Source organism: Paraburkholderia sp. HD33-4, from assembly GCF_021390635.1.
GTDB lineage: Bacteria > Pseudomonadota > Gammaproteobacteria > Burkholderiales > Burkholderiaceae > Paraburkholderia.
Window position 1 is genome coordinate 50,169 of record NZ_JAJEJS010000002.1, and the last position, 25,147, is coordinate 75,315.

Annotated in this window: 24 protein-coding genes; 17 read left to right on the forward strand and 7 right to left on the reverse strand. The window is 64.7% G+C overall.

Annotated features, from left to right (window positions below):
• Nucleotides 1–142: 142 nt before the first annotated feature.
• Nucleotides 143–1,114 (forward strand): IclR family transcriptional regulator, encoded by a 972-nt coding sequence (locus L0U84_RS20115; protein ID WP_233852159.1) that lies wholly within the window; start codon nt 143–145, stop codon nt 1,112–1,114.
• Between the two features lie 107 nt (nt 1,115–1,221).
• Here the strand turns inward: L0U84_RS20115 and L0U84_RS20120 are convergent, their stop codons facing one another.
• Nucleotides 1,222–2,295 carry a porin gene (locus tag L0U84_RS20120; protein ID WP_233852160.1) on the reverse strand — a complete coding sequence of 358 codons (1,074 nt, stop codon included), beginning with the start codon at nt 2,293–2,295 and terminating at the stop codon, nt 1,222–1,224.
• Between the two features lie 442 nt (nt 2,296–2,737).
• Between L0U84_RS20120 and L0U84_RS20125 the strand changes: the two genes are divergently transcribed.
• Genes L0U84_RS20125 through L0U84_RS20190 form a run of 14 tightly spaced genes read left to right on the forward strand, consistent with a single transcriptional unit; the run spans nt 2,738 to nt 16,173 of the window.
• A complete protein-coding gene (locus L0U84_RS20125) occupies nt 2,738–3,052 on the forward strand; it encodes a non-heme iron oxygenase ferredoxin subunit (protein WP_062130507.1) in 315 nt (104 codons plus the stop codon).
• A 1-nt stretch (nt 3,053) separates the two neighbouring features.
• The gene (locus L0U84_RS20130) at nt 3,054–3,365 is read left to right on the forward strand and encodes a recombinase-like helix-turn-helix domain-containing protein (RefSeq protein ID WP_233852161.1); all 312 of its coding nucleotides are present in this window, start codon (nt 3,054–3,056) and stop codon (nt 3,363–3,365) included.
• Between the two features lie 48 nt (nt 3,366–3,413).
• Nucleotides 3,414–4,499, forward strand: coding sequence for an aromatic ring-hydroxylating oxygenase subunit alpha (locus L0U84_RS20135; protein ID WP_233852162.1), 1,086 nt, complete (start codon nt 3,414–3,416; stop codon nt 4,497–4,499).
• Nucleotides 4,492–5,259, forward strand: a complete 768-nt coding sequence (locus L0U84_RS20140) for an SDR family oxidoreductase (RefSeq protein ID WP_233852163.1) — start codon at nt 4,492–4,494, stop codon at nt 5,257–5,259. The genes L0U84_RS20135 and L0U84_RS20140 overlap by 8 nt, the downstream gene beginning before the upstream one ends.
• A 26-nt stretch (nt 5,260–5,285) precedes the next feature.
• Nucleotides 5,286–5,816, forward strand: coding sequence for a cupin domain-containing protein (locus tag L0U84_RS20145; protein ID WP_129956134.1), 531 nt, complete (start codon nt 5,286–5,288; stop codon nt 5,814–5,816).
• Between the two features lie 49 nt (nt 5,817–5,865).
• The gene (locus tag L0U84_RS20150; protein ID WP_233852164.1) at nt 5,866–6,771 is read left to right on the forward strand and encodes an alpha/beta fold hydrolase; all 906 of its coding nucleotides are present in this window, start codon (nt 5,866–5,868) and stop codon (nt 6,769–6,771) included.
• Nucleotides 6,768–7,664, forward strand: a complete 897-nt coding sequence (locus tag L0U84_RS20155; protein ID WP_233852165.1) for an IclR family transcriptional regulator — start codon at nt 6,768–6,770, stop codon at nt 7,662–7,664. The genes L0U84_RS20150 and L0U84_RS20155 overlap by 4 nt, the downstream gene beginning before the upstream one ends.
• Nucleotides 7,664–8,473: an SDR family oxidoreductase gene (locus L0U84_RS20160; protein ID WP_233852167.1), complete on the forward strand. Its 810-nt coding sequence runs from the start codon at nt 7,664–7,666 to the stop codon at nt 8,471–8,473. Before L0U84_RS20155 ends, L0U84_RS20160 begins: the two co-directional genes overlap by 1 nt.
• Nucleotides 8,466–10,124, forward strand: a complete 1,659-nt coding sequence (locus L0U84_RS20165) for a thiamine pyrophosphate-binding protein (protein WP_233852169.1) — start codon at nt 8,466–8,468, stop codon at nt 10,122–10,124. Before L0U84_RS20160 ends, L0U84_RS20165 begins: the two co-directional genes overlap by 8 nt.
• Nucleotides 10,117–10,944 (forward strand): aspartate dehydrogenase, encoded by an 828-nt coding sequence (locus tag L0U84_RS20170; protein ID WP_233852171.1) that lies wholly within the window; start codon nt 10,117–10,119, stop codon nt 10,942–10,944. The genes L0U84_RS20165 and L0U84_RS20170 overlap by 8 nt, the downstream gene beginning before the upstream one ends.
• Nucleotides 10,945–10,996: 52 nt before the next feature.
• The gene (locus L0U84_RS20175; RefSeq protein ID WP_233852173.1) at nt 10,997–12,487 is read left to right on the forward strand and encodes an aldehyde dehydrogenase; all 1,491 of its coding nucleotides are present in this window, start codon (nt 10,997–10,999) and stop codon (nt 12,485–12,487) included.
• 33 nt (nt 12,488–12,520) lie between these two features.
• Entirely contained in the window at nt 12,521–13,486 is a 966-nt protein-coding gene (locus tag L0U84_RS20180) for a VOC family protein (protein WP_233852174.1), read from the forward strand.
• Nucleotides 13,479–14,744, forward strand: a complete 1,266-nt coding sequence (locus L0U84_RS20185; RefSeq protein ID WP_233852176.1) for an NAD(P)/FAD-dependent oxidoreductase — start codon at nt 13,479–13,481, stop codon at nt 14,742–14,744. The genes L0U84_RS20180 and L0U84_RS20185 overlap by 8 nt, the downstream gene beginning before the upstream one ends.
• Nucleotides 14,745–14,769: 25 nt before the next feature.
• Entirely contained in the window at nt 14,770–16,173 is a 1,404-nt protein-coding gene (locus tag L0U84_RS20190) for an MFS transporter (protein WP_233852177.1), read from the forward strand.
• 111 nt (nt 16,174–16,284) lie between these two features.
• Here the strand turns inward: L0U84_RS20190 and L0U84_RS20195 are convergent, their stop codons facing one another.
• From L0U84_RS20195 to L0U84_RS20210, 4 genes are all read right to left on the reverse strand, one after another.
• Nucleotides 16,285–16,746, reverse strand: coding sequence for a GNAT family N-acetyltransferase (locus L0U84_RS20195; RefSeq protein WP_233852178.1), 462 nt, complete (start codon nt 16,744–16,746; stop codon nt 16,285–16,287).
• A 142-nt stretch (nt 16,747–16,888) separates the two neighbouring features.
• A complete protein-coding gene (locus L0U84_RS20200; RefSeq protein WP_233852179.1) occupies nt 16,889–17,092 on the reverse strand; it encodes a DUF3562 domain-containing protein in 204 nt (67 codons plus the stop codon).
• 235 nt (nt 17,093–17,327) lie between these two features.
• Entirely contained in the window at nt 17,328–18,626 is a 1,299-nt protein-coding gene (locus L0U84_RS20205) for a TAXI family TRAP transporter solute-binding subunit (protein ID WP_233852180.1), read from the reverse strand.
• Nucleotides 18,627–18,771: 145 nt separating this feature from the next.
• Nucleotides 18,772–19,698: a LysR substrate-binding domain-containing protein gene (locus L0U84_RS20210; RefSeq protein ID WP_233852181.1), complete on the reverse strand. Its 927-nt coding sequence runs from the start codon at nt 19,696–19,698 to the stop codon at nt 18,772–18,774.
• A 124-nt stretch (nt 19,699–19,822) separates the two neighbouring features.
• Here L0U84_RS20210 and L0U84_RS20215 point away from each other — a divergent pair, with 124 nt between their 5' ends.
• Nucleotides 19,823–20,917 (forward strand): tartrate dehydrogenase, encoded by a 1,095-nt coding sequence (locus L0U84_RS20215; RefSeq protein ID WP_233852183.1) that lies wholly within the window; start codon nt 19,823–19,825, stop codon nt 20,915–20,917.
• Nucleotides 20,918–21,095: 178 nt separating this feature from the next.
• Entirely contained in the window at nt 21,096–22,406 is a 1,311-nt protein-coding gene (locus L0U84_RS20220) for an MFS transporter (protein ID WP_233852184.1), read from the forward strand.
• Nucleotides 22,407–22,487: 81 nt separating this feature from the next.
• Here L0U84_RS20220 and L0U84_RS20225 read toward each other — a convergent pair whose 3' ends face one another.
• Nucleotides 22,488–23,090, reverse strand: coding sequence for a hypothetical protein (locus L0U84_RS20225; protein WP_233852186.1), 603 nt, complete (start codon nt 23,088–23,090; stop codon nt 22,488–22,490).
• A gap of 525 nt (nt 23,091–23,615) precedes the next feature.
• Complete coding sequence (locus L0U84_RS20230; RefSeq protein WP_233852187.1) at nt 23,616–25,055, reverse strand: amino acid permease; 1,440 nt, start codon at nt 25,053–25,055, stop codon at nt 23,616–23,618.
• Nucleotides 25,056–25,147 lie beyond the last annotated feature (92 nt).

Consider the following 25,147-nt stretch of genomic DNA (forward strand, 5'->3'; position numbering starts at 1 on the left):
CTTGGGCGGCGCGAGCGCGCGGCTGGGATACACCGCGCCGCCGGACCGGATCAAAGCATAGCACCGCGTGGCCGATTCGCCGCATGCTTCGCGCTATCATCCTGAATTGAACCCGATGAACCGCATAGAGACGGCAGTCAAGATGGCAAAAGAAGAGCAGACAGGAGTGGGACGCAGGCAGGGCAAACCCCGCGCGGCGGAAGCCTCCGCCGCACCACCCGAACCGGTGCGCACGGACGCCGAGAGCGCGGACTTGCCCGCTTCCGCCGACGACGACAGCGCCGGCGCATCGACATATCTGGTGCCGGGCCTCGAACGCGGCTTGCGCATCCTCGCCGAATTCAGCGCGCGCGAGCCGGTGCTCGGCGCGCCGGAGTTATCGAAGCGGATCGGCATTCCGCGCACCACCACGTTTCGTTTACTACAAACGCTCGAGGCGCTCGGCTTCCTCGAACGCGTCAATGGCGACCGTTATTTCCGGCTCAGCGTCGCGGTGCTGCGGCTCGGCTTCGAGTACCTGAGCTCGCTCGAACTGACTGACGTCGGCACGCCGATTCTCGAACGTCTGCGCGACGCGACCGGGCTCAGCACGCATCTGCTGATCCGCGATCAGCGCGACGTCGTGTTCGTCGCGAAGGCGCAGACGCACGAGCCGATGTACAGCTCGGTCAAGGTGCACGTCGGCACGCGCCTGCCCGCGCATGCAACCGTGCATGGCCAGGTGCTGATGGGCGATCTGAGCTTCGAGGAGTTGCGCCAGCTGTATCCGGAGCCGCAGCTCGAACGTTTCACCGAGCGCACCCCGGCGACGGTCGAAGAACTCTATGGACGGGTGCGCGAGAGCGCGGCGCTCGGCTACGCGGTCAGCGAGGCGTCGTTCGAGCGGGGGATTTCGGTGGTGAGCGCGCCGGTGCGCGACCAGAGCGGCAAGATCGCCGCGGCGTTGACGGTAACGATCCCGCGTTCGGATATCGGCGAGACCGGCGAGCGCGAGCCGCTGATCATTGCCGTGTGCCAGGCGGCGCTGGAGCTGTCCGAGCGCCTGAGCTATCGCCCGAGGCCGGATGATCCGACCGCGATGCAGGCGCGCCGCCGGCCGGTTGCCGCGCATTGAGTGCGCGCTGACTTCACCGCGCCACTACTTCAAATACTTATTTCATATCTGTCGGCGAGTCCTGCTGCATTGCACAGCGGAACTCGCCGCATCACGTCGTCAAATCATCAGAACGAGTGATGGATGCCGCTCAGGACGATCGCCTGATTGCGGCCGCTCGACACGCCCGCGGTGAAGAACGCCGCGTCGGTGTTCGAACCCGCGCGCTGATACAGCGCGTTGATATACACCTGCGTCGACTTCGACAGCGCATAGATGTTGCCGATCATGAACTGCGTCCAGCGATGGCCGGCCAGCGTCGTCGTCGCCGCTCCGCCTGCGATCGTGTTGGCCGGCGTGACCTGCCAGTTCGCGCCGCCGTCGTAGCTCTGATAGGTGTCCGAGTGACCGCCGCTTTCGAGCTTCACGCGGGTGTACAGGCCGTGTACGAGCACGCTGCCGAACTGGTACGACAGGCCCAGGCCCATGTTCTGCAGGTTGTCGGCCGTGTAGGTCGCGGCGGGCTGACCCTGGAAGGTCGTGATGCCGGTCGTGACGATCGACGGCGTGCGGTTGTTCTCGTTCGAGTAGCTCGCCCCCGCCTTGAAGCCGCCGTTCGCGTACGTCGCCGCAAAGCCATACGAGCGGCCGATCGCGAAGTTGGTCTGGTTGCCGAGACCCATCATCGCGCCGAAGGTGAAGCCGCCGAACGACGCCGAGCGGAATTTCGCCGAGTTGTCATACGGCACGACCGCGGTGTTGGCGAGCGCGTCGATGTTGCCCGGGTGGAACGCGTACCAGCTGGCCGCCTGGTAGCCGGTGCTGAACGGGCCGAGCACGTCGAAGCTGAACGGCGTCTGATGACCGAAGGTCAGCGTGCCGATCTGGTCGGAACTGAGGCCGACGTAAGCCTGACGGTTGAACAGCACGCCCGCTTTCGCCATCGCGCCCGTGTTCGTATAGAAACCGTTTTCGAGCTGGAACACCGCCTTCAGGCCGTTACCCAGATCTTCGACGCCCTTCAGGCCCCAACGGTCCGGCTGCATGTTGCCCTGTTCCTGAATCCACTTCGAGCTGCCGCCCACGTTGCTGATATACGCGACACCGGCATCGAGGCTGCCGTATAGCGTCACGTTGCTCTGCGCCCACGCGCCCGTGGTCATGCAGGCTGCCGTCAAACCGGCTGCAATGATTTGCTTCACCGTTGGTTCTCCTGATCAAACGACGTAGACATTCGCCGAATGCGCCGTCCCTGATCTGTTCTCTGAGTTAATTCCGTTCTGGTTTCTGCGCCAGAACCACATCGGTCTTACGTTATGCGTTCCACCTATGGACAAACGTATCGCCTATGGAAAGTATAGTGAAGCTGAGATCAATCAAAATAGATTTTGAGATCAGTACAAACCCGCAGTTGCCGATCGTCCCACGTCTGAGGATTCGAGCTAAGCCACGCCCGTCAAAGGCCCGCGTGGCTTAAGGTTGCGCGCGCCGTCAGACCCGCCGATGTGGGTCAGAAACGACAGTCGGTGTTTTCCCCTAAGGGCGCATTTTTTTATTTTCTTGGCGCAAACCCAATCCTATAATTGTCCATACACGAACTGATGTTCCTTGTATGGAACGTCAAGGGCTCAGGAGAACGTGAGAATGACTGAACAATGGCGCTGTGCCGGACATGCCGGTGAGCTGTCCGAAGACTCCCCACTCGAGTTCAAGCTCGACGACACGGAGATCGGCATCTACAAGGTGGGCGACGAGATCTATGCGATGGAAAACGTCTGCCCCCACGCGTACGCGTTGCTGACGCAGGGCTTTGTCGACGGTGACACCGTCGAATGTCCGCTGCACGAAGCCGTGTTCCATATCCCGACCGGCAAGTGCCTGAAAGAGCCGGGCGGCCGCGACCTGAAGATGTACTCGGTACGTCTCGCAGGTGAAGAAATCCAGATCAAGGTGGAATGACATGCGAGAGGTAGCCGTGAATTTCAATCCCTTTCTGAAGCCGTGGCTTGCGCCGCAACCGAACAACGTTGCCGGCAAGGGCGTGATCGAGAAGCCGGGCGAGAGCGGCAACATGGTCTGGCAGAACCGCAAGGCCGAGCCGACCCAGTACGAAAACGACTTCGGCGATGCGCTCGAACGCGTTTTCGAAGCCGGCGCGATGGAACTGCAGGAAGTCGCCGACGGCTTGAATCGCGACGGCTTCCGCACCCCGGAAGGCACTCAGTGGAACGCCGAGCGTCTTGCCGCCGAATTCCGTCAGCTCGCCGAGTAAGCGCGCTTTTCCGAACACGTTTCACCGCATTCGTACTGGAGTCTCTTCATGACGTCCCCCACTACAACTGAAGGCACGGCCGATCCGGTCAAGTCGTATCTGGACCGCGGCCTGCGCAACTACTGGTATCCCGTCGCTCCGAGCTGGCAGGTCGGCAACGCACCGATCGGCGTCACGCGCCTGGGCGACCAGATCGTGCTGTGGCGCGATAGCGAAGGCAATGTCCACGCGCTCGAAGACCGCTGCCCGCACCGCGGCGCACGTCTGTCGCTCGGCTGGAACCTCGGCGATCGCGTCGCGTGCTGGTATCACGGCGTCGAAGTAAACGGCAGCGGCACCGTGATCAACGTGCCGGCCGTGCCGAGCTGCCCGCTCGAAGGCAAGACCTGCGTCAAGTCGTATCCGGCCCAGGAACATGCCGGCGCGATCTTCCTGTGGTTCGGCGACGACGCGCACAAGGAACCGGCGCCGCTCGTGCTGCCGGACGAACTGGTCGGTGAGGAATACGCAAGTTTCCTGTGCATGTCGAACTGGAAGTGCAATTACCAGTACGCGATCGACAACGTGATGGACCCGATGCACGGCGCTTATCTGCACGCGACGTCGCACTCGATGGCCGAAGGCGACAAGCAGGCCGACATGCGTGTGCGCAAGACCGAAACCGGTCTGATGTTCGAGAAGACCGGCCAGCGCGACGTGAACTTCGACTGGGTCGAACTCGGCGACACCGGCGCGCTGTGGATGCGTCTCGCGATTCCGTACAAGAAGAAGTTCGGCCCGGGCGGCAGCTTCGGCATCATCGGCTTCGCGGTGCCGGTCGACGGCGACAACTGCCAGGTCTACTTCTGGCGTACCCGCAAGGTGCAGGGCTGGCAGCGTGACGCATGGCGCTTCCTGTATCGCAACCGCCTCGAAGGTCTGCACTGGGACGTGCTCGAGCAGGACCGCTACGTCCTCGAAAGCCTCGCGCCGAACGCACGCGATCACGAGTTCCTCTATCAGCACGACGTCGGTATGACGCGTGTGCGCCGTATGCTGCGTCAACGCGCGCAGCAGGATCTCGCCGCGCTGGAAGCGCATCGCGCGGCCAACGCGACGCCCGCGGGCAACGAAGCCGGGCACAGCCATGCATAACGACGCACTTGCAGCGCTCAACGGCCGGCGCGTCCTCGTGACGGGCGGCGCGCGCGGTCTCGGCGCGGCGTTCGTGCGCGCACTCGTCGCTGCCGGCGCGCGGGTCGTATTCGGCGACGTGCTGCACGACGAAGGCCGCGCGCTCGCGGCATCGCTCGCCGAGCAGGGCCACGCGGCGACCTATCTGCCGCTCGACCTGGCCGATCCGGCCAGCATCGAGCAGTTCGCGAAAGAAGGCGCGGCCCAGCTCGGCGGTCTCGATGCGCTGATCAACAACGCGGCGATCACGAACTCCGGCGGCAAGTTCGCGGACGAGCTGTCCGTCCAAACGTGGGACGCGGTGATGAACGTCAACGTGCGCGGCACCTGGCTGATGAGCACCGCCGCGCTGCCGTATCTGCGCGAATCGGGCCGCGGCGCCATCGTCAACATCGCGTCGGATACGGCGATGTGGGGCGCGCCGAAGCTGCTCGCCTATGTCGCGAGCAAGGGCGCCGTGATCTCGATGACCCGCTCGCTCGCGCGCGAATTCGGCGCGCACGGCGTGACCGTCAACGCGATCGCGCCGGGTCTCACCGAAGTCGAGGCGACCGCGTACGTGCCCGCCGAGCGTCATCAGTATTACCTGCAAGGCCGCGCGCTCACACGCGCACAAGTGCCCGACGACGTGACCGGGCCGGTGCTGTTCCTGTTATCCGATGCCGCTCGCTTTGTGACCGGCCAACTGCTGCCGGTCAACGGCGGCTTCGTGATGAATTGATCTTGTCGAATCGAAAGGAGAAACAAATGGCGGACGCCGACAACGAACGCAAATCCTGGGACCAACCCGCGGACGCAAGCTTCCAGCAATGGCTGGACGGCCGCGTCGCACGCCTCGAAACGCGTCGCTACGACTGGGACGCGCTGAAGTTCCAGGCCGACTACGACCCGAAGTATCGCCGTGCGCAGATGCGCTATGTCGGTACCGGCGGCACCGGCGTCGCGAAGGACATGAACACGGTGCCGGCAGGCAACTTCACGTTCTCGACGATGGTGATCCCGGCCGGCAACATCGGCCCGAGCCATATTCATACGGATGTCGAAGAAATCTTCTTCGTGCTGCGCGGCAAGATGAAAGTCATCTGCGAGCGCGACGGCGAGACGTGGGAAGCGGTGCTCGGCGAGCGTGACCTGATCTCGGTGCCGCCCGGCGTGTATCGCACGGAAATCAACATCGGCGACGAAGACGCGCTGATGTGCGTGATGCTCGGTTCGCCGAAGCCGATCACGCCGACGTATCCGCCGGATTCGCCGCTCGCGAAGATCAAGCGCGGCTAACTCGCCGCGAAGCCGTCCACGTCGTTCCACTACACCCACGAAGGAAATCATGTCCGCCGTCCCGACCGTCAACGCCGACCAGCATGCCGCGCTCGAAGCGCGTCTCGCACGCTATCCGGCGCAGCAAAGCAGCCTCGCTGCGCAACGCGTGCTCGGCTATCGCGAAGTCGATCGCGCCGGCCGCGACGCGTTGCCGCTCGTGCTGCTGCACGGCATCGGTTCGGGCGCGGCTTCGTGGGTGCAGCAGTTCGACGTGCTCGGCGCCACGCGCCGCGTGCTGGCCTGGGATGCGCCGGGGTATGGCGCTTCTTCGCCGGTCGCGGTCGCCTCGCCGGTTGCACAGGATTATGCCGTTGTACTGAAGGAATGGCTCGACGCACTCGGCATCGAACGCTGCGTGCTCGTCGGGCACTCGCTCGGCGCGATCATCGCCGGTGCGTTTGCCGCCGCGCATCCACGCTATCTCGCAGGTCTGCTGCTGCTGTCGCCCGCGGGCGGCTACGGCGCGGCCGCGGCCGAGGTGCGCGACGCCAAACGCGATCAACGTCTCGCGATGCTGAGCGAACTTGGACCCCAGGGTCTCGCCGACAAGCGCAGCGCGAACATGCTGTCCGCGCACGCAAGCGACGAAGCACGCGCATGGGTCCGCTGGAACATGTCACGCGTGATCCCGCATGGCTATGCACAGGCCACGCACCTGCTCGCCAACGCGGATCTCGCGGGCGACCTCGCGCGCTGCGACGGCCGCGTGAGCGTCGCAGTCGGCGCCGAAGACACGATCACAACGCCCGAAGCCTGCGAAAAGATCGCACTCGCCGCGCGCACCCGTCTGCAGATCGTGCCGCGCGCGGGCCACGCCGGCTACATCGAAGCACCCGCCGCGTACACCACGATCATCGATACGTTCTGCCGCGCAAGCGACAGCCCATTGAGCCAAAGCGGAGCCAATCAATGACGCCCGACACTCTTGACGCCGACCGCGACCTTAGCGCCGAGCGCAACGAACCGAGCAACGAAGCGAGCAGCGATTCGGGCTACCGGGTGCCCGGTCTCGAACGCGGCTTGAAGATCCTGATGGAGTTCTCGCCGCGCGAGCCCGTGCTCGGCGCACCGGAACTGTCGCGGCGCCTGAGCATTCCGCGCACGACGGTGTTCCGTTTGCTGCAGACGCTCGAATCGCTCGGCTTTCTCGAGCGCGCTGATAAGGACCGCAACTATCGCCTCGGCGTCGCGGTGCTGCGCCTGGGCTTCGAATATCTGAGTTCGCTCGAACTGACCGATCTCGGCCTGCCGATCATCGAAAAGCTGCGCGACGAGACCGGCCTCACGAGCCACATCGTGATCAGGGACGTACGCGACGTCGTGTTCGTCGCGAAGGCCCAAAGCCACACGCCGATTTTCAGCTCGGTGAAGGTCAACGTCGGCACGCGCCTGCCCGCGCATGCGACGACGCATGGCCAGGTGCTGATGGGCGATCTGAGCTTCGACGAACTGAAGAAGCTTTATCCGGAGACGGAGCTCGAGCGCTTCACGACGCAGACGCCGGCCACGGTCGACGAACTGTACGAACGGATTCGCGACGACGCGCGGCGCGGCTTCGCGATCAGCGAGTCGTCGTTCGAGCGCGGCATTTCAGTGGTCAGCGCGCCGGTGCGCAACGACTCGCGCCGCATCGTCGCGGTGATCACGACAACGATTCCGCGCCGCGAGATCGATGCGTCGCTGCTTGACGGCGGTCTCGTCGACAAGGTGCGCCGCGCGGCCGACGAACTGTCGGAGCGGCTCAATTACCGGCCGAAGTCTGGGCCGAATAGTGGCAACAAGTACATGAAGGCACTGGGGCTCTGATGATCCAAATCGACTTGACCGGACAGGTAGCGGTGGTGACGGGCGGTTCGTCCGGCATCGGCCTCGCGACCGCCGAACTGTTTCTGCGCGCCGGCGCTTCGGTCGCGATCTGCGGCCGCGACAGCGAACGGCTCGGGCAGGCGCAAGCCGCGCTCACCGCGACGTATCCCGGCGCGCAACTGCTCGCGCAGCGCTGCGACGTGCTCGACGCTGGCGAAGTGAACGGATTCGCCCAGGCGGTGCAGGAGCGCTTCGGCCGCACCGACATGCTGGTGAACAACGCGGGCCAGGGCCGCGTGTCCACCTTCGCCGATACGACCGACGAAGCCTGGCGCGAAGAACTCGACCTGAAGTACTTCGGCGTGATCCGCCCGACCCGCGCGTTCCTGCCGATGCTGCGCGACACGGCCGGCGCCGGCCGCAACGCGGCGATCGTCAACGTGAACTCGCTGCTCGCGCTGCAGCCGGAGCCGCACATGGTGGCGACGTCGTCGGCGCGCGCGGGCCTGCTGAGTCTGACGAAGTCGCTCGCGGTCGAATTCGCGCCGCAGCGCGTGCGCGTCAACTCGATCCTGATCGGCATCGTCGAATCGGGTCAGTGGCGCCGCCGTTACGCGACCCAGGCCGAGCCCGGCCAGAGCTGGGAAGACTGGACCGGCGAACTCGCGCGCAAGAAAAACATTCCGCTCGGCCGCTTCGGCCGCCCCGAAGAGGCCGCACAGGCGCTCTTTTATCTGGCTACCCCGCTGTCGTCGTACACGACTGGCAGCCACATCGATGTTTCTGGAGGCGTTGCACGACATGTCTAACAAAACCACCGTTGGCGAACTGATCGCCGCCTTTCTCGAGCAGTGCGGCGTCAAAACCGCATTCGGCGTGATCTCGATCCACAACATGCCGATCCTCGACGCCATCAACACGCGCGGCAAGATCCGCTATGTCGGCGCACGCGGCGAAGCTGGCGCGGTCAACATGGCTGACGGCCTCGCGCGCGTCTCCGGCGGCCTCGGCGTCGCCTTCACGAGCACCGGCACTGCGGCGGGCAACGCGGCGGGCGCGATGGTCGAAGCGTTGACGGCGGGCACGGCGCTGCTGCACGTGACCGGCCAGATCGAAACCGAATACCTCGATCAGGACCTCGCGTACATCCACGAGGCGCCGGATCAATTGTCGATGCTGCAATCGATCTCGAAGGCCGCGTTCCGCGTGCGCTCGGTCGAAACCGCCCTGCCGACGATCCGCGAAGCCGTGCGCGTCGCGCAAGCCGCGCCGAGCGGCCCGGTCAGCGTCGAAATTCCGATCGACATCCAGGCCGCCGAAGTCGAATGGCCGAGCGATCTCGGCGCCCCGCACGTCACCACGCTCACGCATTGCAAGGACCGCGTCGCGCAACTGGCTGAGCAACTGACCAAGGCGAAGCGCCCGCTGCTGTGGCTAGGCGGCGGCACGCGCCATGCGCGCGCGGCGGTCGAACGTCTGGTCGCGCTCGGCTTCGGCGTGGTGACCAGCGTGCAGGGTCGCGGCGTGCTGCCAGAAGATCATTCGGCCACGCTCGGCGCGTTCAACGTGCATCCGGCGGTCGAAAGCTTCTACAAGACCTGCGACGCGCTGGTGGTGGTCGGCTCGCGTCTGCGCGGCAATGAAACGCTGAAGTACAAGCTCGCGTTGCCGCAGCCGCTGTATCGCGTCGACGCCGACGCGCTCGCCGACAACCGCGGCTATCGCAACGACATGTTCATCCACGGCGACGCCGCGGCGGTGCTCGACGAACTCGCGACGCTGCTCGAAGGCAAGCTGAAGATCGATCCGGCGTTCGCGCAGGATCTGGCCGCCGCGCGCGAAAGCGCGGTCGCCGACGTCGCCAAGGGTCTCGGACCGTACAAGCGTCTCGTCGACGCGCTGCAGGAAGCCGTGGGCCGCGACTACAACTGGGTGCGCGACGTCACGATCTCGAACAGCACGTGGGGCAACCGCCTGTTGAAGATCTTCTCGCCGCGCGCGGGCGTGCATGCGCTCGGCGGCGGCATCGGCCAGGGCATGCAGATGGGCATCGGCGCGGCGCTCGCGGGCAATGCGGCGAAGACCGTCGCTCTGTGCGGCGACGGTGGCCTGATGGTCAACGTCGGCGAACTCGCGACGGCCGTGCAGGAAAACGCCAACGTGATGATCGTGCTGATGAACGACCAGTGCTACGGCGTGATCCGCAACATCCAGGACGCGCAGTACGGCGGCCGCCGCTGCTACGTGCAACTGCATCAGCCGGATTTCGCGCAGTTCTGCGAAAGCCTGAAGCTCACGCATTACCGCATCAAGTCGCTCGACGATGCTTCCGCGATCATCCGCGAAGGCATGACCAGGACGGGGCCGGTGCTGGTCGAAGTGGACATGCTGTCGATCGGCTCGTTCGCGACCGCGTTCGCGGGGCCGCCGGTCAAGAAAGAGGAGCCGCAACATGCATAACGGCTACGCGGGACATCACGCGCCGCTCGACATCGCGATGATCGGCTTCGGCGCGATCGGCCAGGAAGTCTATCGCTCGGTCGCCGCCGATCCGGCGGTGCACGTGTCGCACGTGATCGTGCCTGAGAGTCATGTGGCCTCGGTGCGCGACGTGGTGGGTGCGAGCGTCGACGTGGTGTCCTCGGTGGCGGCGCTCAGCACCAAGCCGCAGTTCGCGCTCGAATGCGCGGGCCACGGTGCGCTGGTCGCTCACGTCGTGCCGCTGCTGAAGGCGGGCACCGATTGCGCGGTCGCGTCGATCGGCGCGCTGTCCGACGTCACGCTGCTCGATGCGCTCGCCGCCGCGGCCGATGAAGGCGACGCGACGGTCACGCTGCTGTCGGGCGCGATCGGCGGTGTCGACGCAATCTCGGCGGCGCGCTTCGGCGGTCTCGACGAAGTGCTGTACACCGGCCGCAAGCCGCCGGTCGGCTGGCTCGGCACGCCGGCCGAAGAGGTCTGCGATCTGGCCACGCTCACCGAAGAGAAAGTGATTTTCGAAGGCAGCGCACGCGACGCCGCGCGGCTCTATCCGAAGAACGCGAACGTCGCCGCGACGATCGCGCTCGCGGGCCTCGGCCTCGACCACACCATGGTGCGGCTGATCGCCGATCCGAAGGTGACGCGCAACGTGCATCGCATCGTCGCGCGCGGCGCGTTCGGCGAGATGGCGCTCGAAATGAGCGGCAAGCCGCTGCCGGACAACCCGAAGACGTCCGCGCTGACCGCCTATAGCGCGATCCGCGCTCTGCGCAATCGCGCGGCGCGCTGTGTGATCTGAAACCTGCCAAGACCTGTTAAGCCCCTGGCTTGAAAGAACCGGAACGACCGACATGACTCACTTCGATACCAGCCTCGTGCCCAACGGCGATATTTTCATCGGCGGCGAATGGCGGCAAGGGCGCGGCAACCCGTACAAAAGCCTGTATCCGGCGGATCAGTCGGTCAACATGGAAATCTCGACGGCCAGCGCCGACGACGCGCGCGAAGCCATCGAGGCCGCCGACGCGGCATGGCGCAAGCCCAACTGGTCGGGTCTGAAGCCGCATCAGCGCGCGCTGATCCTGTATCGCATCGCCGATCTGATCATGGCGCGCCACGAAGCGCTCGCGAATCTGCAGCGCCGCGACAACGGCAAGCCGATCGGCGAGACGCGCGTGCTGGTCGCGAGCGCGGCCAACACGTTCCGCTATTTTGCGGCCTGCCTCGAAACGCTCGACGAAGAGGTCACGCCGTCGCGCGGCGACTATCTGACGATGAGCATCTACGAGCCGATCGGCGTCGTCGCGGCGATCACGCCGTGGAATTCGCCGATCGCGTCCGACGCGCAGAAGCTCGCGCCGGCGCTCGCGGGCGGCAACGCGGTGGTGCTGAAGCCCGCCGAAGTCACGCCGCTGGTGTCGCTCGCACTCGCACGCATCTGCGAGGAAGCGGGCGTGCCGAAGGGCGTGGTCAGCGTGCTGCCGGGCAAGGGCTCGGTGATCGGCGACGTGCTGGTGCGTCATCCGCTCGTGAGGAAGGTGTCGTTCACGGGCGGCACCGAAGTGGGCCGCGGCATCGCGCGTATCGCGGCGGACAAGCTGATGCCGGTGTCGCTCGAACTCGGCGGCAAGTCGCCGACCATCGTGTTCGACGACGCCGATCTCGATCATGCGGTGAACGGCGTGCTGTACGGCATTTTCAGCTCGTCGGGCGAGGCGTGCATAGCGGGTTCGCGCCTGTTCGTGCAGCGCTCGATCTACCACACGTTCATGCAGCGTCTCGTCGAAGGCGCGCGCAAGCTGCGCGTCGGCGATCCGACGCGCGAGAGCACGCAGATGGGTCCGCTGATCACCCAGGCGCATCGCGAGACGATCGAACGCTATGTCGCGCTCGGTCTCGAAGAGGGCGGGCGTCTGCTGTGCGGCGGCGAACGTCCGGTCGGCGATGGCCGCGAAGCCGGCACCTACTTCCAGCCGACCATTCTCGAAGGCCTCAGCAACGACGCGAAGATCTGCCAGGAAGAAATCTTCGGGCCGGTGCTCGTCGCGATGCCGTTCGACGACGAAGCGTCGTTGCTGAAGGAAGCGAACAATAGTGTGTTCGGCCTCGCCGCCGGCATCTGGACGCGCGACTACAAGCGCGCCTACCGGATCGCACGCGCTCTCGAAGCCGGCACCATCTGGATCAACACCTACAAGCTGTTCTCGATCTCGACGCCGTTCAGCGGCTGGAAGGAGAGCGGCATGGGACGCGAAAAAGGCCGGGTCGGCATTCGCGAATACATGCAACAGAAGAGCCTCTACTGGGGCTTGAACGACGCGCCGCTCGCGTGGGCGAACTGAAGCGGCAACGTAGAGGCAACCAAGAGGCACGTTATGACGATTCTCGGCATTGAACAGATTACTTACGGCGTGACGGATCTCGCCACCTGTCGGCACTTTTTCGCGGACTGGGGCATGAAGGAGACCGCGCACGACGAAACCCGCGCGCGCTTCGAAACGCTGAACGGCTGCACGGTCCTCGTCGTCGAGGCCAACGATGCGTCGCTGCCGCCCGCGTTCGAGGAAGGCCCGACCTTGCGTGAAGTGACGTGGGGCGTCGCGACGAAGGCGGAGCTCGACGCGCTGCGCGGCCGCTTCGCCGGCCAGCCGGGCCACTACGAAACCGACGACGCGGTGGGCTGCATCGACCCGAACGGCATGGCGGTGCGCGTCGAGCTCACGCGCAAGCGGCCGGTCGACGTGAAGGGCTCGCCGTCGAACGTGTGGGGCCAGACGTTGCGCGTCGATCAGCCGTCGCCGGTCTACGAACGCGCGGAGCCGGTCGAAGTGGGCCACGTCGTGTTCTTCACGAACAACCTCGCCGAGCAGGAAAAGTTCTATCACGAGCTGCTCGGCTTCGAGACCTCGGACCGTTATCCGGGCCGCGGCGCGTTCATGCGCTGCGCGCCGCACGGCGGTCATCACGACCTGTTCCTGCTGGCATTGCCCAACGGCAAGCGAGGCCTGAACCACGTCGCGTTCACCGTGCGCGATATTCACGAAGTGTTCGGCGGCGGCATGCACATCAGCCGCTGCGGTTGGGAAACGCAGCTCGGGCCGGGACGTCATCCGGTGTCGTCGGCTTACTTCTGGTACTTCAAGAATCCGGCCGGCGGCCTGATCGAGTACTACGCCGACGAAGACCAGTTGACGCCCGACTGGCAGCCGCGCGATTTCGAGCCGGGTCCGACCGTGTTCGCCGAATGGGCGATCGACGGCGGTATCGACGGCAACACACGACGCCAGAAGGACGCGAAGGCGCCCGAAGGCAAGTTCATGACGGAGCGCAAAAATGACTGACGCTGCTACCGAAAAGGCCCAGGCCGCGCATGCGGGGCTCGAAGCGCCGCGCACGATCGTCGTGATCGGCGGCGGCCAGGCGGCCGGCTGGATCGTGAAGACGTTGCGCCGCGAAGGCTTCGACGGCCGCCTCGTGATGATCGCGGACGAAGTGCATCTGCCGTACGAGCGTCCGCCGCTGTCGAAGGCCGTGCTGGCCGGCGACGCGGACATCGAAACGGTGCGGCTCGTGAAGCCCGACGATTTCGATGCGTTGAACGTCGAGGCATGGCAACCCGATTGCGCGACGTCGATCGATCGCGAAGAGCGCATCGTGCGTACGAAGTCCGGCCGCGAAGTGCAGTACGACCGCCTCGTGATCGCGACCGGCGGCGCGGCGCGCCGTCTGCCCGACGCGCTCGTGCAGACCTCGCACATCACCTATCTGCGCACGCTCGACGAAGCGCTAGCGCTCGGCGAACGGCTGCGCGCGAGCAAGCGCGTGCTCGTGATCGGCGGCGGCTGGATCGGTCTCGAAGTCGCGGCGACCGCGCGCAAGCTCGGCGTCGAAGCCTGTGTGGTGGAGGGCGCATCGCGTCTGTGCGCGCGCTCGCTGCCGCCGCTGGTGTCCAATTTCCTGCTGGAGCTGCATCGCGCGAATGGCGTGGACGTGCGTCTGAAAGCGGCGCTCGTCAAGCTCGAAGATCATCCGAACGACGCCAACCGCCTGCGCGCAACCTTCGCGGACGGCTCGACGCTCGACGCCGACTTCGCGGTGGCCGGCATCGGTCTCGCACCGCACACGGCGATTGCGCAAGCGGCGGGCGTGAAGGTGGAGGACGGCATCGTCGTCGATCACTTCGGCGCCACCGACGACCCGCGCATCTTCGCGTGCGGCGACGTCGCGAATCATCCGAGCGCTTGGCTGAAGCGCCGCGTGCGGCTCGAATCGTGGGCCAACGCGCAGAACCAGGCGATCTCCACGGCGAAGGCCTTGCTCGGCACGTTCGAACCGTACGCGGATATTCCGTGGTTCTGGTCCGATCAGTACGACGTGAACCTGCAGATTCTCGGCGACATTCCGGCCAATGCGGAACTCGCGGTGCGCGGCGATCTGCCCGGCAAACGCGCGACGCTGTTCTATCTGGAAGACAACACGATTCGCGGCGTGATCGCGATCAACACTCCGCGCGAACTGAAGCTCTCGCGCAAATGGATGAACCAAGGCCGGACCATCGACCTTGCCACACTGACTGACGCCTCTACGGCGCTTGCCTAACCATTTCTACGGACGGCACCTTGGCATGAGAACCATCGAAAACACTACAGGAGACCGCAGCAGCGCCGGTGTTTCAGGCGCTGTGACGCAAGGCTCGATCATCGCGCGTCTGGAGCGCTTGCCGAGGAACCGGATGCAGGTGCGCGCGCGCATACTGATCGGTCTCGCGACGTTCTTCGACGGCTTCGACGTCATCGCGATCGCGGCGACGCTGCCCTTGCTGATCGCGAAGTGGAATCTGACGCCTTGGGACGTCGGCTTCCTGCTTGGCTCCGGCTCCGTGGGACAACTGATCGGCGCGTTCCTGTTTCCGTGGTATGCGGAACGCGGCGGACGCGTGAAGGCGATCGCGCTGAGCTCGGGCATCATCGGCATCACCAGTATCGCGTGCGGTTTTGCGCCGACCTTCGCGGTGTTCGTCGCGCTGCGTATCATCCAGGGCCTGGGCCTCGGCGGCGAGTTGCCGGTGGCCGCGACCTATATCAACGAGATCAGCCGCGCGCACGGCCGCGGACGCTTCGTTCTGCTGTACGAAATCGTGTTCCCGATCGGGCTGCTCGCGTCGAGTGCGCTCGGTGCGTGGATCGTGCCGCGCTTCGGCTGGCAGGCGATGTACTTCATCGGCGGCATGCCGTTGATCCTGTTCTTCGTGCTGCGCAAGCTCGTGCCGGAATCGCCGCGCTGGCTCGCCGTGCGCGACCGGATGGCCGAAGCCGATTCCGCCGTGCTCGCGTTCGAACGTGCCGCCAAGGTGCCGCTGCCGCCGGTCGCGCATGCGTCGGAGTTCGACGAGATGGTCAATCGCCATCCGAAGCGCCGTGTCGCGGATCTGTTCGGCCCGGCCTATCTGAAGCGCACGCTCGCCGTGGCGATGCTGTGGGTGACCTGCGGCTTCATCCAGTACGGTCTGTCGACCTGGCTGCCGACGATCTACCGCACGATCTATCACGCGCCGCTGCAGCTCGCGCTGAACCTGGCCGTAGCGGCGTCGGTGCTCGGTGTGCTCGGGTCGCTGGCCTGCGCGTTGCTGGTCGACAAGGTGGGTCGCAAGCCGATCATCAACATCTCGTTCCTGTTGTGCGCGTTGTCGCTGGCCATGGCGGGGGTGCTGCACGGTTCGTCGGTGTATGTGGTCGCAACCTGCTGCGCGTTCGCGCTCGGCTTTCTCGCCAGCGGCTTCATCACGGCCTATGTGTACACGCCGGAGCTGTACCCGACGAGTATCCGCGCGATGGGCTGCGGGGTCGGCGGCGCGTGGCTGAAGGTGGCGGCGATCTTCGCGCCGGCGATCGTGTCGAAGACGATGATCGGCGGCAACCTGGAAGTGGCGTTCTATATCCTGGCTGCGGTGCCGTTCGTCGCGGCGGTGGTCGTGCACTTCCTCGGTATCGAAACCAAGGGCAAGGTGCTGGAGCAGCTCGAGGCTTGACTTCCATCGCTTGATGACCGCTTGAGCAATCAAAACGAAAGGCGCACCGGATGGTGCGCCTTTTGTCTTTGATGGGCTTCGATGAAGCGCGTTGCTTTAAATCGTCTTGCTCTAAAGCGCTTTGCGATAAACCACGAAGCCGGACTTGTCCGCGACCTTGTCGTAAAGCCGCATCGCGGTGTGATTCGTCTCATGCGTCTGCCAGTAGACGCGCTGCGCGCCGTCGGCTTTTGCCCGCGCATAAACGGCCTCGATCAGCGCACGGCCGACGCCCTTGCCGCGCTCGCTATCGAGCGTGTACAGGTCCTGCAGGTAGCAGATCGGGCCGGCCATCGTCGTATGACGGTGATAGAGGAAATGCACGAGGCCTTGCAATTGCCCGGCGCGTTCAGCGACGAACGCATGCATCGGCTCGTAGCCATCGAAAAAGCGATTCCACGTGATTTGCGTGATCTCGCGCGGCAGCGCGGTCTCGCCCGAGCGGCCATAAAACGCGTTGTAGGCGTCCCATAGCGGCAGCCATGCGTCGAAGTCGTCACGGTTGACGGCGCGAATCTGCAGCGGGGCGGACATGTGGGCGGCTCCTTTGGAAAGCAGTGGAACCGCCAGCATAGAAAATTTGCAGCGCGATTGTTAGCTCCACTATCTGCGCAAAATCTGGAGCCACGGCGCGTGCGACGGTGCGGTGAGCGGATGCGTCACCGCCTGCCGCGAGTCAGTGCTTGTGCTGATGCTTGTGGCGCAGCTCGTTGCGGACCTTCTTCGCGGCGAATAGCGGAACGTAGTCGAATACGCGCGCGTCGTTGCGGAATTCGGCGAGCGTATCGGCGTACATGCGCGACACCGTCTCGGCCGGCGTACCAGTTTCTTCGGCGATGCTTCGGACTACTTCGTCTACATTCGGCTCGGGCTGCGACATGGGCTCTCTCCGGGTTGTGCGGCGGGCTGGATGGACGGTACGCGGACGGCAGGAGTCCATTACAGGATGCGAACCGCGAGCACGCCAATTGAATCGCCCTATCGTTCGACCCAATTCACAGAGATTTTTTTCTTGCACCGCGGCAAACGCCCATGCGGTGGCGCCGCGCGGAAAAGCAACCGGCTCAGTGGTGGTGAATACCCGGGAAACACGCCGGGGTAAGCGAACGGCGTCTCTACTTCTCCACCTTCTGCGCCACTTGCGCGATCCGGTCGCGCACGACGCCGATCGCCTGCTTCAGCGCGTAAACGTCCTGAAAGTATCGATACGGAATTCGGATCTGACTCGCGTTCGCGTCGATGCTTTCAATCTCCTCACGCCATTGCGCAATCTGCGCGCGAGACGGCGCGGCGTTCTTCCACACTTCGTCTTCGAGCGCCTTGATCGCGCGGTACCACACGAACAGGCGTTTCTTCATACGCGCTTCGAGCATGCGCGGCAGCGCCTGCGCGAGGCCGATCAGCAGCGCGAGGAACGGCACCAGAATCAGCAGCCGCCGTTCGATCAGGCTCGCGAGCCAGAACGGCAGGTAGCGATACAGAAACGGCCGGCCCGATCTGAAGTAGCGCACGCTTTCGTCGGAGATCGGGAATTCTTCGGTGTTCAGGTTCGGGAACGTGCCGAGCGGCGTGAAGTAGTCCTCGCCGCCGTGCACCGTGCGCGCCGCGTCGAGCAGCAGATAGACGAGCGCCGGATGCAGCGTGTCCTTCGAAACGAGCAGCGCGGTGGCCGCGAGCAGCGTGACGTCGTTGCGCGGCAGATCGTCGGCGACGCTCGTCGATGCACGCGGCAATACGATCTTCGAGAGCGACGGGAATTTCTGCACGAGTGCGTCGGCCTGCGCGAAGCTCATCAGCTTCAGGTTGCTGGTGAGCAGCGTGTGCTGCATGTCGGCGTCGGGCCGGCCGATGAAGAACGCCGCGTCGACCTGACCGCTTTCGAGCCCCTGGTAGGCGGCGTTCGCGTCCATCTGCAGCAGCGTCGAGTTCTGACTCGTGATGCCGCTATAGCCGAGCAGCACCTGCGAGACGTTGAGCAGGCCGCTACCCGGCACGCCCATCGAAATGCGTTTGCCGCGCAGTTGCGATAGCCGGTCCATCGTCGCATCGCCTCGATAGAACACCCAGATCGGCTCGTACGACACGGCGGCGATGGTTTGCAGGTTGTCGGTGTCTTTCGGACTGGTCGTGCCCGACTGGATGAAGCCGACTTGATAGGCGCTGTCCGGGTCCGCGAGACGCTGGTAGTTTTCGATCGAGCCCGACGAGCTGCGGATGTCGAGCTTGATGCCCTCGCGCTTGAGCAGCGGCGCGTAGCGATCGGCGAAGCCGCGATAGATGCCGCCCTGCGCGCCGGAGGTGATGACGATCGTGCGCTGGAACGCGGGCTCGAGCACGAGCGCGAGCATCCAGCCGAACGCGGCGAACAGCACGATCGCGCCGACGATCAGAAGACGCCGGCGCCGCCGCGTCATTGGCGTTCTCAGGCTGCGGTACTGCGCGGGATCTGGTCTCGACATCGTTACCCGGGTATGGTCAGTCCGCCGTCGGCGAGCGACGTGCTGGACTCGGCTTGTGGTCCTTCAACTGTACGATATCGGCGCGCTTTATTCGACAGCGCTACGCAACAACCTCCGCCTCGCTACCCAACTCCCGCGCGATGAACTCGACGAACGCGCGGATCCGATTCGACATCTGATGCCGCGGCGAATACACCGCGAAGATATCCGCATTCGGCGTGTCGTGATCGGGCATTAGCTGGACGAGCGAACCATCCGCGAGATACTGCCGGATGTCCCATTCGGCGCGCATCAGGATGCCGTGCCCTTCGAGCGCCCACTTGACGGCGATCTCGCCGTCGTTGGTGGTCAGCGTGCCTTTGATGCGCACCGCCTCGGTCTTGCGCGCGGCACCGCGTCCCGAGCTCAGCCGCCACACGCCGTAGGCTTCGTCGCCCTGACGAATGCCGATGCAGTTGTGGCGCGTCAGATCGTGCGCCGTGAGCGGCGTGCCGTGCGCCGCGAGATACGACGGCGCCGCGCACAGCAAACGCCGGTTCGGCGCAAGACGGCGCGCGACCACGCGCGTATCGGGCGGCTCGCCGAAGCGGATGCAGACGTCGAAGCTGTCGTCGGTGAGCGGCGGCGGCGTGACCGAAAGTTGAAGCTGAACCGACACCTGCGGATAGCGCGCGACGAAACGGGAGATTGCCGGTCCTACATGGCTACGCCCGAAGCCGAGCGTCGCGTTTACGCGCAGCAACCCCTTCGGTGTCTGCCTCGCCGAGCCGAGCAATTCGGCCAGCTCGTCGATCTCGTCGAGAATCCGCCGCGCGCGTTCGAGGTATAGCTCGCCTTCGGGCGTGAGCATCATCCGGCGCGTCGTGCGGTTCACCAGCGCGACGCCCGCGCGCTGTTCCATTTGGGTGAGGCGCTTGCTGACGGCGGCAGCCGTCAGCCCCAGTTCGCGCGCGGCCGCGCTCAGGCTGCCGCTCGCCGCGAGTGTCGAGAAAAAGCTCAGATCGGCGGGCTGGACGGTCTCGCGCATCGGCTGTTCCGTGCCTTCGCATTTGTGAATGCAAGTTAAAGATGCTTTGAGTTTAGCACCGGTTTTTACCCACGGGATCGCGCTAGAGTGCACTCACACACTTCACAAAGCAAAGGACGGAGACATGAAAACCTATCGCATCGCAACCATCCCTGGCGACGGCATCGGCAAGGAGGTCGTGCCGGCCGGCGCGCAAGTGCTCGATACACTCGCGAAGACCACGCGCGCCTTCACGTTCGAGTTCGAGAACTTCGACTGGGGCGGCGACTACTATCGCCAGCACGGCGTGATGATGCCGGCGAATGGGCTCGACGCGATCCGCAACAAGGACGCGATCCTGTTCGGCTCGGCGGGCGACAAGGACATTCCCGATCACATCACGCTGTGGGGGCTGCGTCTGAAGATCTGCCAGGGCTTCGATCAATACGCGAACGTGCGCCCGACGCGCATCCTGCCCGGCATTGACGCACCGTTGAAGTACTGCAAGCCCGAAGATCTGAACTGGGTGATCGTCCGCGAAAATTCCGAGGGTGAATATTCGGGCGTCGGCGGCCGCGTGCATCAGGGCCATCCGATCGAAGCCGCGACCGATGTGTCGATCCTTACGCGCGCCGGCGTCGAGCGCATCATGCGCTTCGCGTTCCGCCTCGCGCAGTCGCGTCCGCGCAAGCTGTTGACCGTGATCACGAAGAGCAACGCGCAGCGTCACGCGATGGTGATGTGGGACGAGATCGCGCTCGAAATCTCGAAGGAGTTTCCGGACGTCACGTGGGACAAGGAACTCGTCGACGCGGCGACCGCGCGCATGGTCAACCGTCCCGCGACGCTCGACACAATCGTCGCCACCAATCTGCACGCCGATATCCTCAGCGACCTCGCGGCCGCGCTCGCGGGCAGCCTCGGCATCGCGCCGACCGGCAACGTCGATCCGGAGCGCCGCTATCCGTCGATGTTCGAGCCGATCCACGGCTCCGCGTTCGACATCATGGGCAAGGGGCTCGCGAATCCGGTCGGCACGTTCTGGTCGGTCGTGATGCTGCTCGAACATCTCGGCGAATTCGATGCGGCGAGGCGCGTGATGCAGGCCGTCGAAGCGGTCACCGCGAACAACGCGCTGCACACGCGCGACCTCGGCGGCACGGCCACGACCGCGCAGGTGACCGCGGCCGTATGCGCGTTCATCGAGCAGGCGGCCACGCCCGCGGCGAACGCGGCTTGAGCATCGGCTTCGCGTGAACTGACCAGGACTGAGCGGGAACCGCGCGCAATTCGAGCGCGCGTTCTACGCCCCGGCCATCACGTGGCCGGCACACAACCTTGACTCGACTAGCTCGGCCCAACGTCGGCCGGCGCGAGGCTCGCGCGCGGTCTACCGCCGCGCGCCGCAGGAGGAGACAATGAGTTCGGAACTCGAAACCCGGGTGTCCCGCAAGCTGATGCTGCGGATCATCCCGTTCGTCATGCTGTTGTACTTCGTGAGCTTTCTCGATCGCGTCAATGTGGGCTTCGCCGCGTTGTCGATGAACAAGGCGATCGGTCTTTCGCCGACCGCGTTCGGCCTCGGCGGCGGGCTCTTTTTTATCGGCTATTTTCTGTTCGAAGTGCCGTCGAACCTGATCCTGCACAAGGTCGGCGCGCGCCGCTGGATTGCTCGCGTGATGGTGTCGTGGGGGATCGTGTCGCTCGGATCCGCGTTCGTCGTCGGGCCGAACAGCTTCTATGCGCTGCGCTTCATTCTCGGCGTCGCGGAAGCGGGCTTCTTTCCCGGCATCATCCTGTATCTGAGCCTGTGGTTTCCAGCGCGCCAGCGAGCGGTCGCGGCGGCGTGGTTCATGGCCGCCGCGCCGATCTCGACCGCGATCGGCTCGCCGATTTCCGGCGCGATCATGAAGCTGCCGCCGATTGCCGGACTCGCCGACTGGCAATTGCTCTACATACTGGAAGCGTTGCCCGCGATCGTCCTCGGCTTCTGCGTGCTCAAGTATCTGACCGACAAGCCCGCGCAAGCCGAATGGCTGCAGCCCGAAGAGCGCGACTGGCTGATCGCGAAGCTGAAGCTCGAAGCCGACGCGCGGCACGCGCATGCGGGCCACACGGCCGGCGCGCTCAGCGCGTTGCGCGATCCGCGTGTGCTCGCGCTCGCGCTGATCTACTTCGGCACCTCGGCGGGGCTGTATACGCTCGGCTTGTGGGCGCCGTTGATCATCCGCCAATACGGTTTCGGCACGTTCGAAACCGGGTTGCTTGCCGGTGTGCCGAGCGTGCTTGCGGTGATCGCGATGGTGTTGTGGGCGAAGCACTCTGATCGCACTGACGAACGCACATGGCACGTGGTGATTCCGTGCGCGCTCGCTTGCATCGGCTTCGTGTTCGCCGGCAATGCGAGCAGCGCGTTGATGATCGTGCTTGCGCTCGTCGTCGTGAACATCGGAATCAGCGCCGCGAAGGCGCCGCTGTGGGCGATGCCGAGCATGTTCCTGTCGGGCGCAGGGGCCGCGGCGGGGATTGCGATGATCAACTCGATCGGCAATCTCGGCGGCTTCGTCGGGCCGTTTGCGATCGGCTGGCTCAAGAACGTGACGGGCGGCTATTCGGCGGGGCTGTATGTGGTCGGCGCGACGTTGGCGGTGTCGGCGGTCGTGACGCTGATGCTGAGCCGGCAGACGAAGCAGGTGCCGGTCGCGGTGCGAGAGCGGCAAGGGCATTGAGCGAAGCATCGATGAAGCGAGCGGGCCGCCGGTTGAAAAACCGGCGGCGAACGTGAATCCATCCGATGCGTCAGCACTCGACTACCGGAACCCGTAGACCAGAACCTTCTTCCCTTCGAAGTGTTCCTGCACACCTTGCTCGCAATTCATCGGACAGCTGTAGTCGGGAGTCGACGAGGCCGTCGGAACACTCGCCCGATAGACCACGGATTCGATCTGCGTCCCGTCCGAAGTGATCACGATGTTCAGGTCAGTTGCGACGCCAGCCGCCACAGGTCCTCCGGCGATGTAGCGGATCGACATCGTTCCGGTGCAATCGGAGTTCACCGTGTAGGTGCCGGTCTGGTGCGGATTGAAGGTCGTCGAGCCGGCTTTCGGCACGCCGTTGATGTTCCCAACGTCAGTGCGCGTGAAACCACCGTTGCCGTCGAACGTCACGAGGGCGACGTCGTCGTAAATCAACGGGGTCGTAAACGGATGCAGCGTGTTCGTCGAATCGAGCAATCCAAGAATCTCTCCGTGACCGATGAACCCATAGGGTCCCTTTAGCGTTGCCTTGGAGCAAAGGCCACCGCCGCCGCCATCACCGTCGCCATCACCCCTACCGCCGGCCTGCGCGGTGCCGCTCAGCGACAGAAACGCAACGGCTACCGCCGACCAAACGCTTATATGCCGGGTCTTCATCTTCATCTCCTTGTCAGCGAATCAGGCGCATGAAATCGCGGCGTGCAACAGCCCTTCGGCTGCCGGGATCGGGCGCCTGAGTCAGTCAAACGAAAATAGTCGATATGAAATGGCCGCAGCGATGCCTGGTCGCCGTCGTTCGAGGGACCAGGGATCGGCCAAAGTGGTGAATGACGAAACGCTATCACCGGGCAGTCGTGTTTCGCCCGGTGTCGGCGGATACGTGCCGAAAGGATGCACGAAAGTCCGCGCAAGGGTGACTTCGTGGGTCAGCCACGCTTTAAAGTTGCATGGCGAAAACCAGTGTAATCCACGCTATTTGCGCAGACCTGATGAATATCGGACAAAAGGGAGGCACATTCAGATGGCGAACTGCGAAGCGTCGCGTTTTCTTTGGGTTTCCGCGTGGCTAGGCGTGGCTCGTATGCAGCGTCGTCACGCGCGGCAGAACAGCGCGCGTGACGACTCTACGTCGGCGAGAAGCCGACCGACGGCGCGAGTGGCCGCTTTAATTTCCCGGCAAGCTCACTGCGGCGCGCGCTCGACTTGCGACACTGCCGCCTGATTCCGATAGCGCACGAAATACATCACGCTCAGCACGATCAGGAACGGCACGCCGAAGATCAGCGTCATGTGGAATTCGGGCGTGAAGTACGTCGTGATCATGATCGCGAGCATCAGGCCCGCGCCGAGCAGCGTCGGCACCGGGAAACCCGGCATGCGGAAATTGCCGGCGGGCGCGCCGCTGGCCGAGCGGCGCCGGCGGAAGAAGTAGTGCGTGACGAAGATCATCATCCACGTGAACAGCGCGCCGAACATCGCAATGGCCATCATGATCGTGAACGATGCGTTCGGATACAGCACGCTGACCACGGTCGCGATCGCGATGCCCGCCGTCGACAGCAGCAGCGCGCTGAGCGGCACGCCACGCTCGTTGACTTCGCCGAGGCTGCGCGGCGCGTAGCCCGCGCGCGCGAGGCTGAACATCATGCGCGTCGTGATGTACAACTGGCTATTCATCGCCGACAGTGCCGCCACCAGCACGACGAAGTTGATCACGCCCGCCGCGCCCGGCATGTGCACCGCGAGCATCATCTTCACGAACGGGCTTTCGTCGCGACCGGCCGCGGTCCACGGCACGATCGCGAGCATCAGCGCCATCGTGACCAGATAGAACAGCACCAGACGCACGACCGTCGAGCGGAACGCGCGCGTGACGGCGCGCTCGGGGTCTTCGGCTTCGCCCGCGGCGACCGCGATCATTTCGATGCTCAGGTAGCTGAAGATCGACACGATGACCGCGACCCACATGCCCCAGAGGCCCTTCGGAAAGAAGCCGCCGTGATCGAAGTAGTGGTGAAAGCCGGCGACCGATCCGTTAGCGCTTCCGTCGGCGCCCGCAACCAGAGAAGGATTCACGAACACCACATACGAGCCGATCACGATGAACGCGACGATCGCCGTGACCTTGATGACCGAGAACCAGTACTCGACCGAGCCGAATACGTCGACGCTCAGTGCATTGACGAGCACGAGTACCGCCGAGAAACCGATGATCCACATCCATCCCGGCACGGCGGGGAACCAGTACTTCATATAGAGCGCGATTGCGGTGACCTCGGTGCCGACCGCGAGCACGATGCACGCCCAGTACGAGTAGCGCACCAGAAAGCCCGCCCACGGGCTGATGTAGTGCTCGGCGTAGGCGCCGAACGAACCCGAGGTCGGATGCGCGACGGTCATCTCCGCGAGGCAGCCCATCAGCAGCAGCGAGATCAGCGCGCCGATCGCATAGCTGATCAGCACGCTCGGGCCGGCGAAGCCGATCGCGAATCCGCTGCCGAGAAAGAGCCCGGTGCCGATGGCGCCACCGATCGCGATCATCGACATCTGCCGGGCCGTTAGCGTGCGACGAAGACCCGCTTCACGCGCGGCGATTTGCTGAAATTGTCCTTCTGAACTCATCGAATATCTCCTCCAACTTGTTTGACGCCTGACGCGCAGCGCGGGCCGATGTTTTACCATCGATTGCCCGCGCGGACGAGGCACGACGTATT

Coding starts and splice junctions, on each gene's coding strand:
- L0U84_RS20115 (WP_233852159.1), top strand. CDS start 143: ATGGCAAAAGAAGAGCAGACAGGAGTGGGACGCAGGCAGGGCAAACCC.
- L0U84_RS20125 (WP_062130507.1), top strand. CDS start 2,738: ATGACTGAACAATGGCGCTGTGCCGGACATGCCGGTGAGCTGTCCGAA.
- L0U84_RS20130 (WP_233852161.1), top strand. CDS start 3,054: ATGCGAGAGGTAGCCGTGAATTTCAATCCCTTTCTGAAGCCGTGGCTT.
- L0U84_RS20135 (WP_233852162.1), top strand. CDS start 3,414: ATGACGTCCCCCACTACAACTGAAGGCACGGCCGATCCGGTCAAGTCG.
- L0U84_RS20140 (WP_233852163.1), top strand. CDS start 4,492: ATGCATAACGACGCACTTGCAGCGCTCAACGGCCGGCGCGTCCTCGTG.
- L0U84_RS20145 (WP_129956134.1), top strand. CDS start 5,286: ATGGCGGACGCCGACAACGAACGCAAATCCTGGGACCAACCCGCGGAC.
- L0U84_RS20150 (WP_233852164.1), top strand. CDS start 5,866: ATGTCCGCCGTCCCGACCGTCAACGCCGACCAGCATGCCGCGCTCGAA.
- L0U84_RS20155 (WP_233852165.1), top strand. CDS start 6,768: ATGACGCCCGACACTCTTGACGCCGACCGCGACCTTAGCGCCGAGCGC.
- L0U84_RS20160 (WP_233852167.1), top strand. CDS start 7,664: ATGATCCAAATCGACTTGACCGGACAGGTAGCGGTGGTGACGGGCGGT.
- L0U84_RS20165 (WP_233852169.1), top strand. CDS start 8,466: ATGTCTAACAAAACCACCGTTGGCGAACTGATCGCCGCCTTTCTCGAG.
- L0U84_RS20170 (WP_233852171.1), top strand. CDS start 10,117: ATGCATAACGGCTACGCGGGACATCACGCGCCGCTCGACATCGCGATG.
- L0U84_RS20175 (WP_233852173.1), top strand. CDS start 10,997: ATGACTCACTTCGATACCAGCCTCGTGCCCAACGGCGATATTTTCATC.
- L0U84_RS20180 (WP_233852174.1), top strand. CDS start 12,521: ATGACGATTCTCGGCATTGAACAGATTACTTACGGCGTGACGGATCTC.
- L0U84_RS20185 (WP_233852176.1), top strand. CDS start 13,479: ATGACTGACGCTGCTACCGAAAAGGCCCAGGCCGCGCATGCGGGGCTC.
- L0U84_RS20190 (WP_233852177.1), top strand. CDS start 14,770: ATGAGAACCATCGAAAACACTACAGGAGACCGCAGCAGCGCCGGTGTT.
- L0U84_RS20195 (WP_233852178.1), bottom strand. CDS start 16,746: ATGTCCGCCCCGCTGCAGATTCGCGCCGTCAACCGTGACGACTTCGAC.
- L0U84_RS20200 (WP_233852179.1), bottom strand. CDS start 17,092: ATGTCGCAGCCCGAGCCGAATGTAGACGAAGTAGTCCGAAGCATCGCC.
- L0U84_RS20205 (WP_233852180.1), bottom strand. CDS start 18,626: ATGACGCGGCGGCGCCGGCGTCTTCTGATCGTCGGCGCGATCGTGCTG.
- L0U84_RS20210 (WP_233852181.1), bottom strand. CDS start 19,698: ATGCGCGAGACCGTCCAGCCCGCCGATCTGAGCTTTTTCTCGACACTC.
- L0U84_RS20215 (WP_233852183.1), top strand. CDS start 19,823: ATGAAAACCTATCGCATCGCAACCATCCCTGGCGACGGCATCGGCAAG.
- L0U84_RS20220 (WP_233852184.1), top strand. CDS start 21,096: ATGAGTTCGGAACTCGAAACCCGGGTGTCCCGCAAGCTGATGCTGCGG.
- L0U84_RS20225 (WP_233852186.1), bottom strand. CDS start 23,090: ATGAAGACCCGGCATATAAGCGTTTGGTCGGCGGTAGCCGTTGCGTTT.
- L0U84_RS20230 (WP_233852187.1), bottom strand. CDS start 25,055: ATGAGTTCAGAAGGACAATTTCAGCAAATCGCCGCGCGTGAAGCGGGT.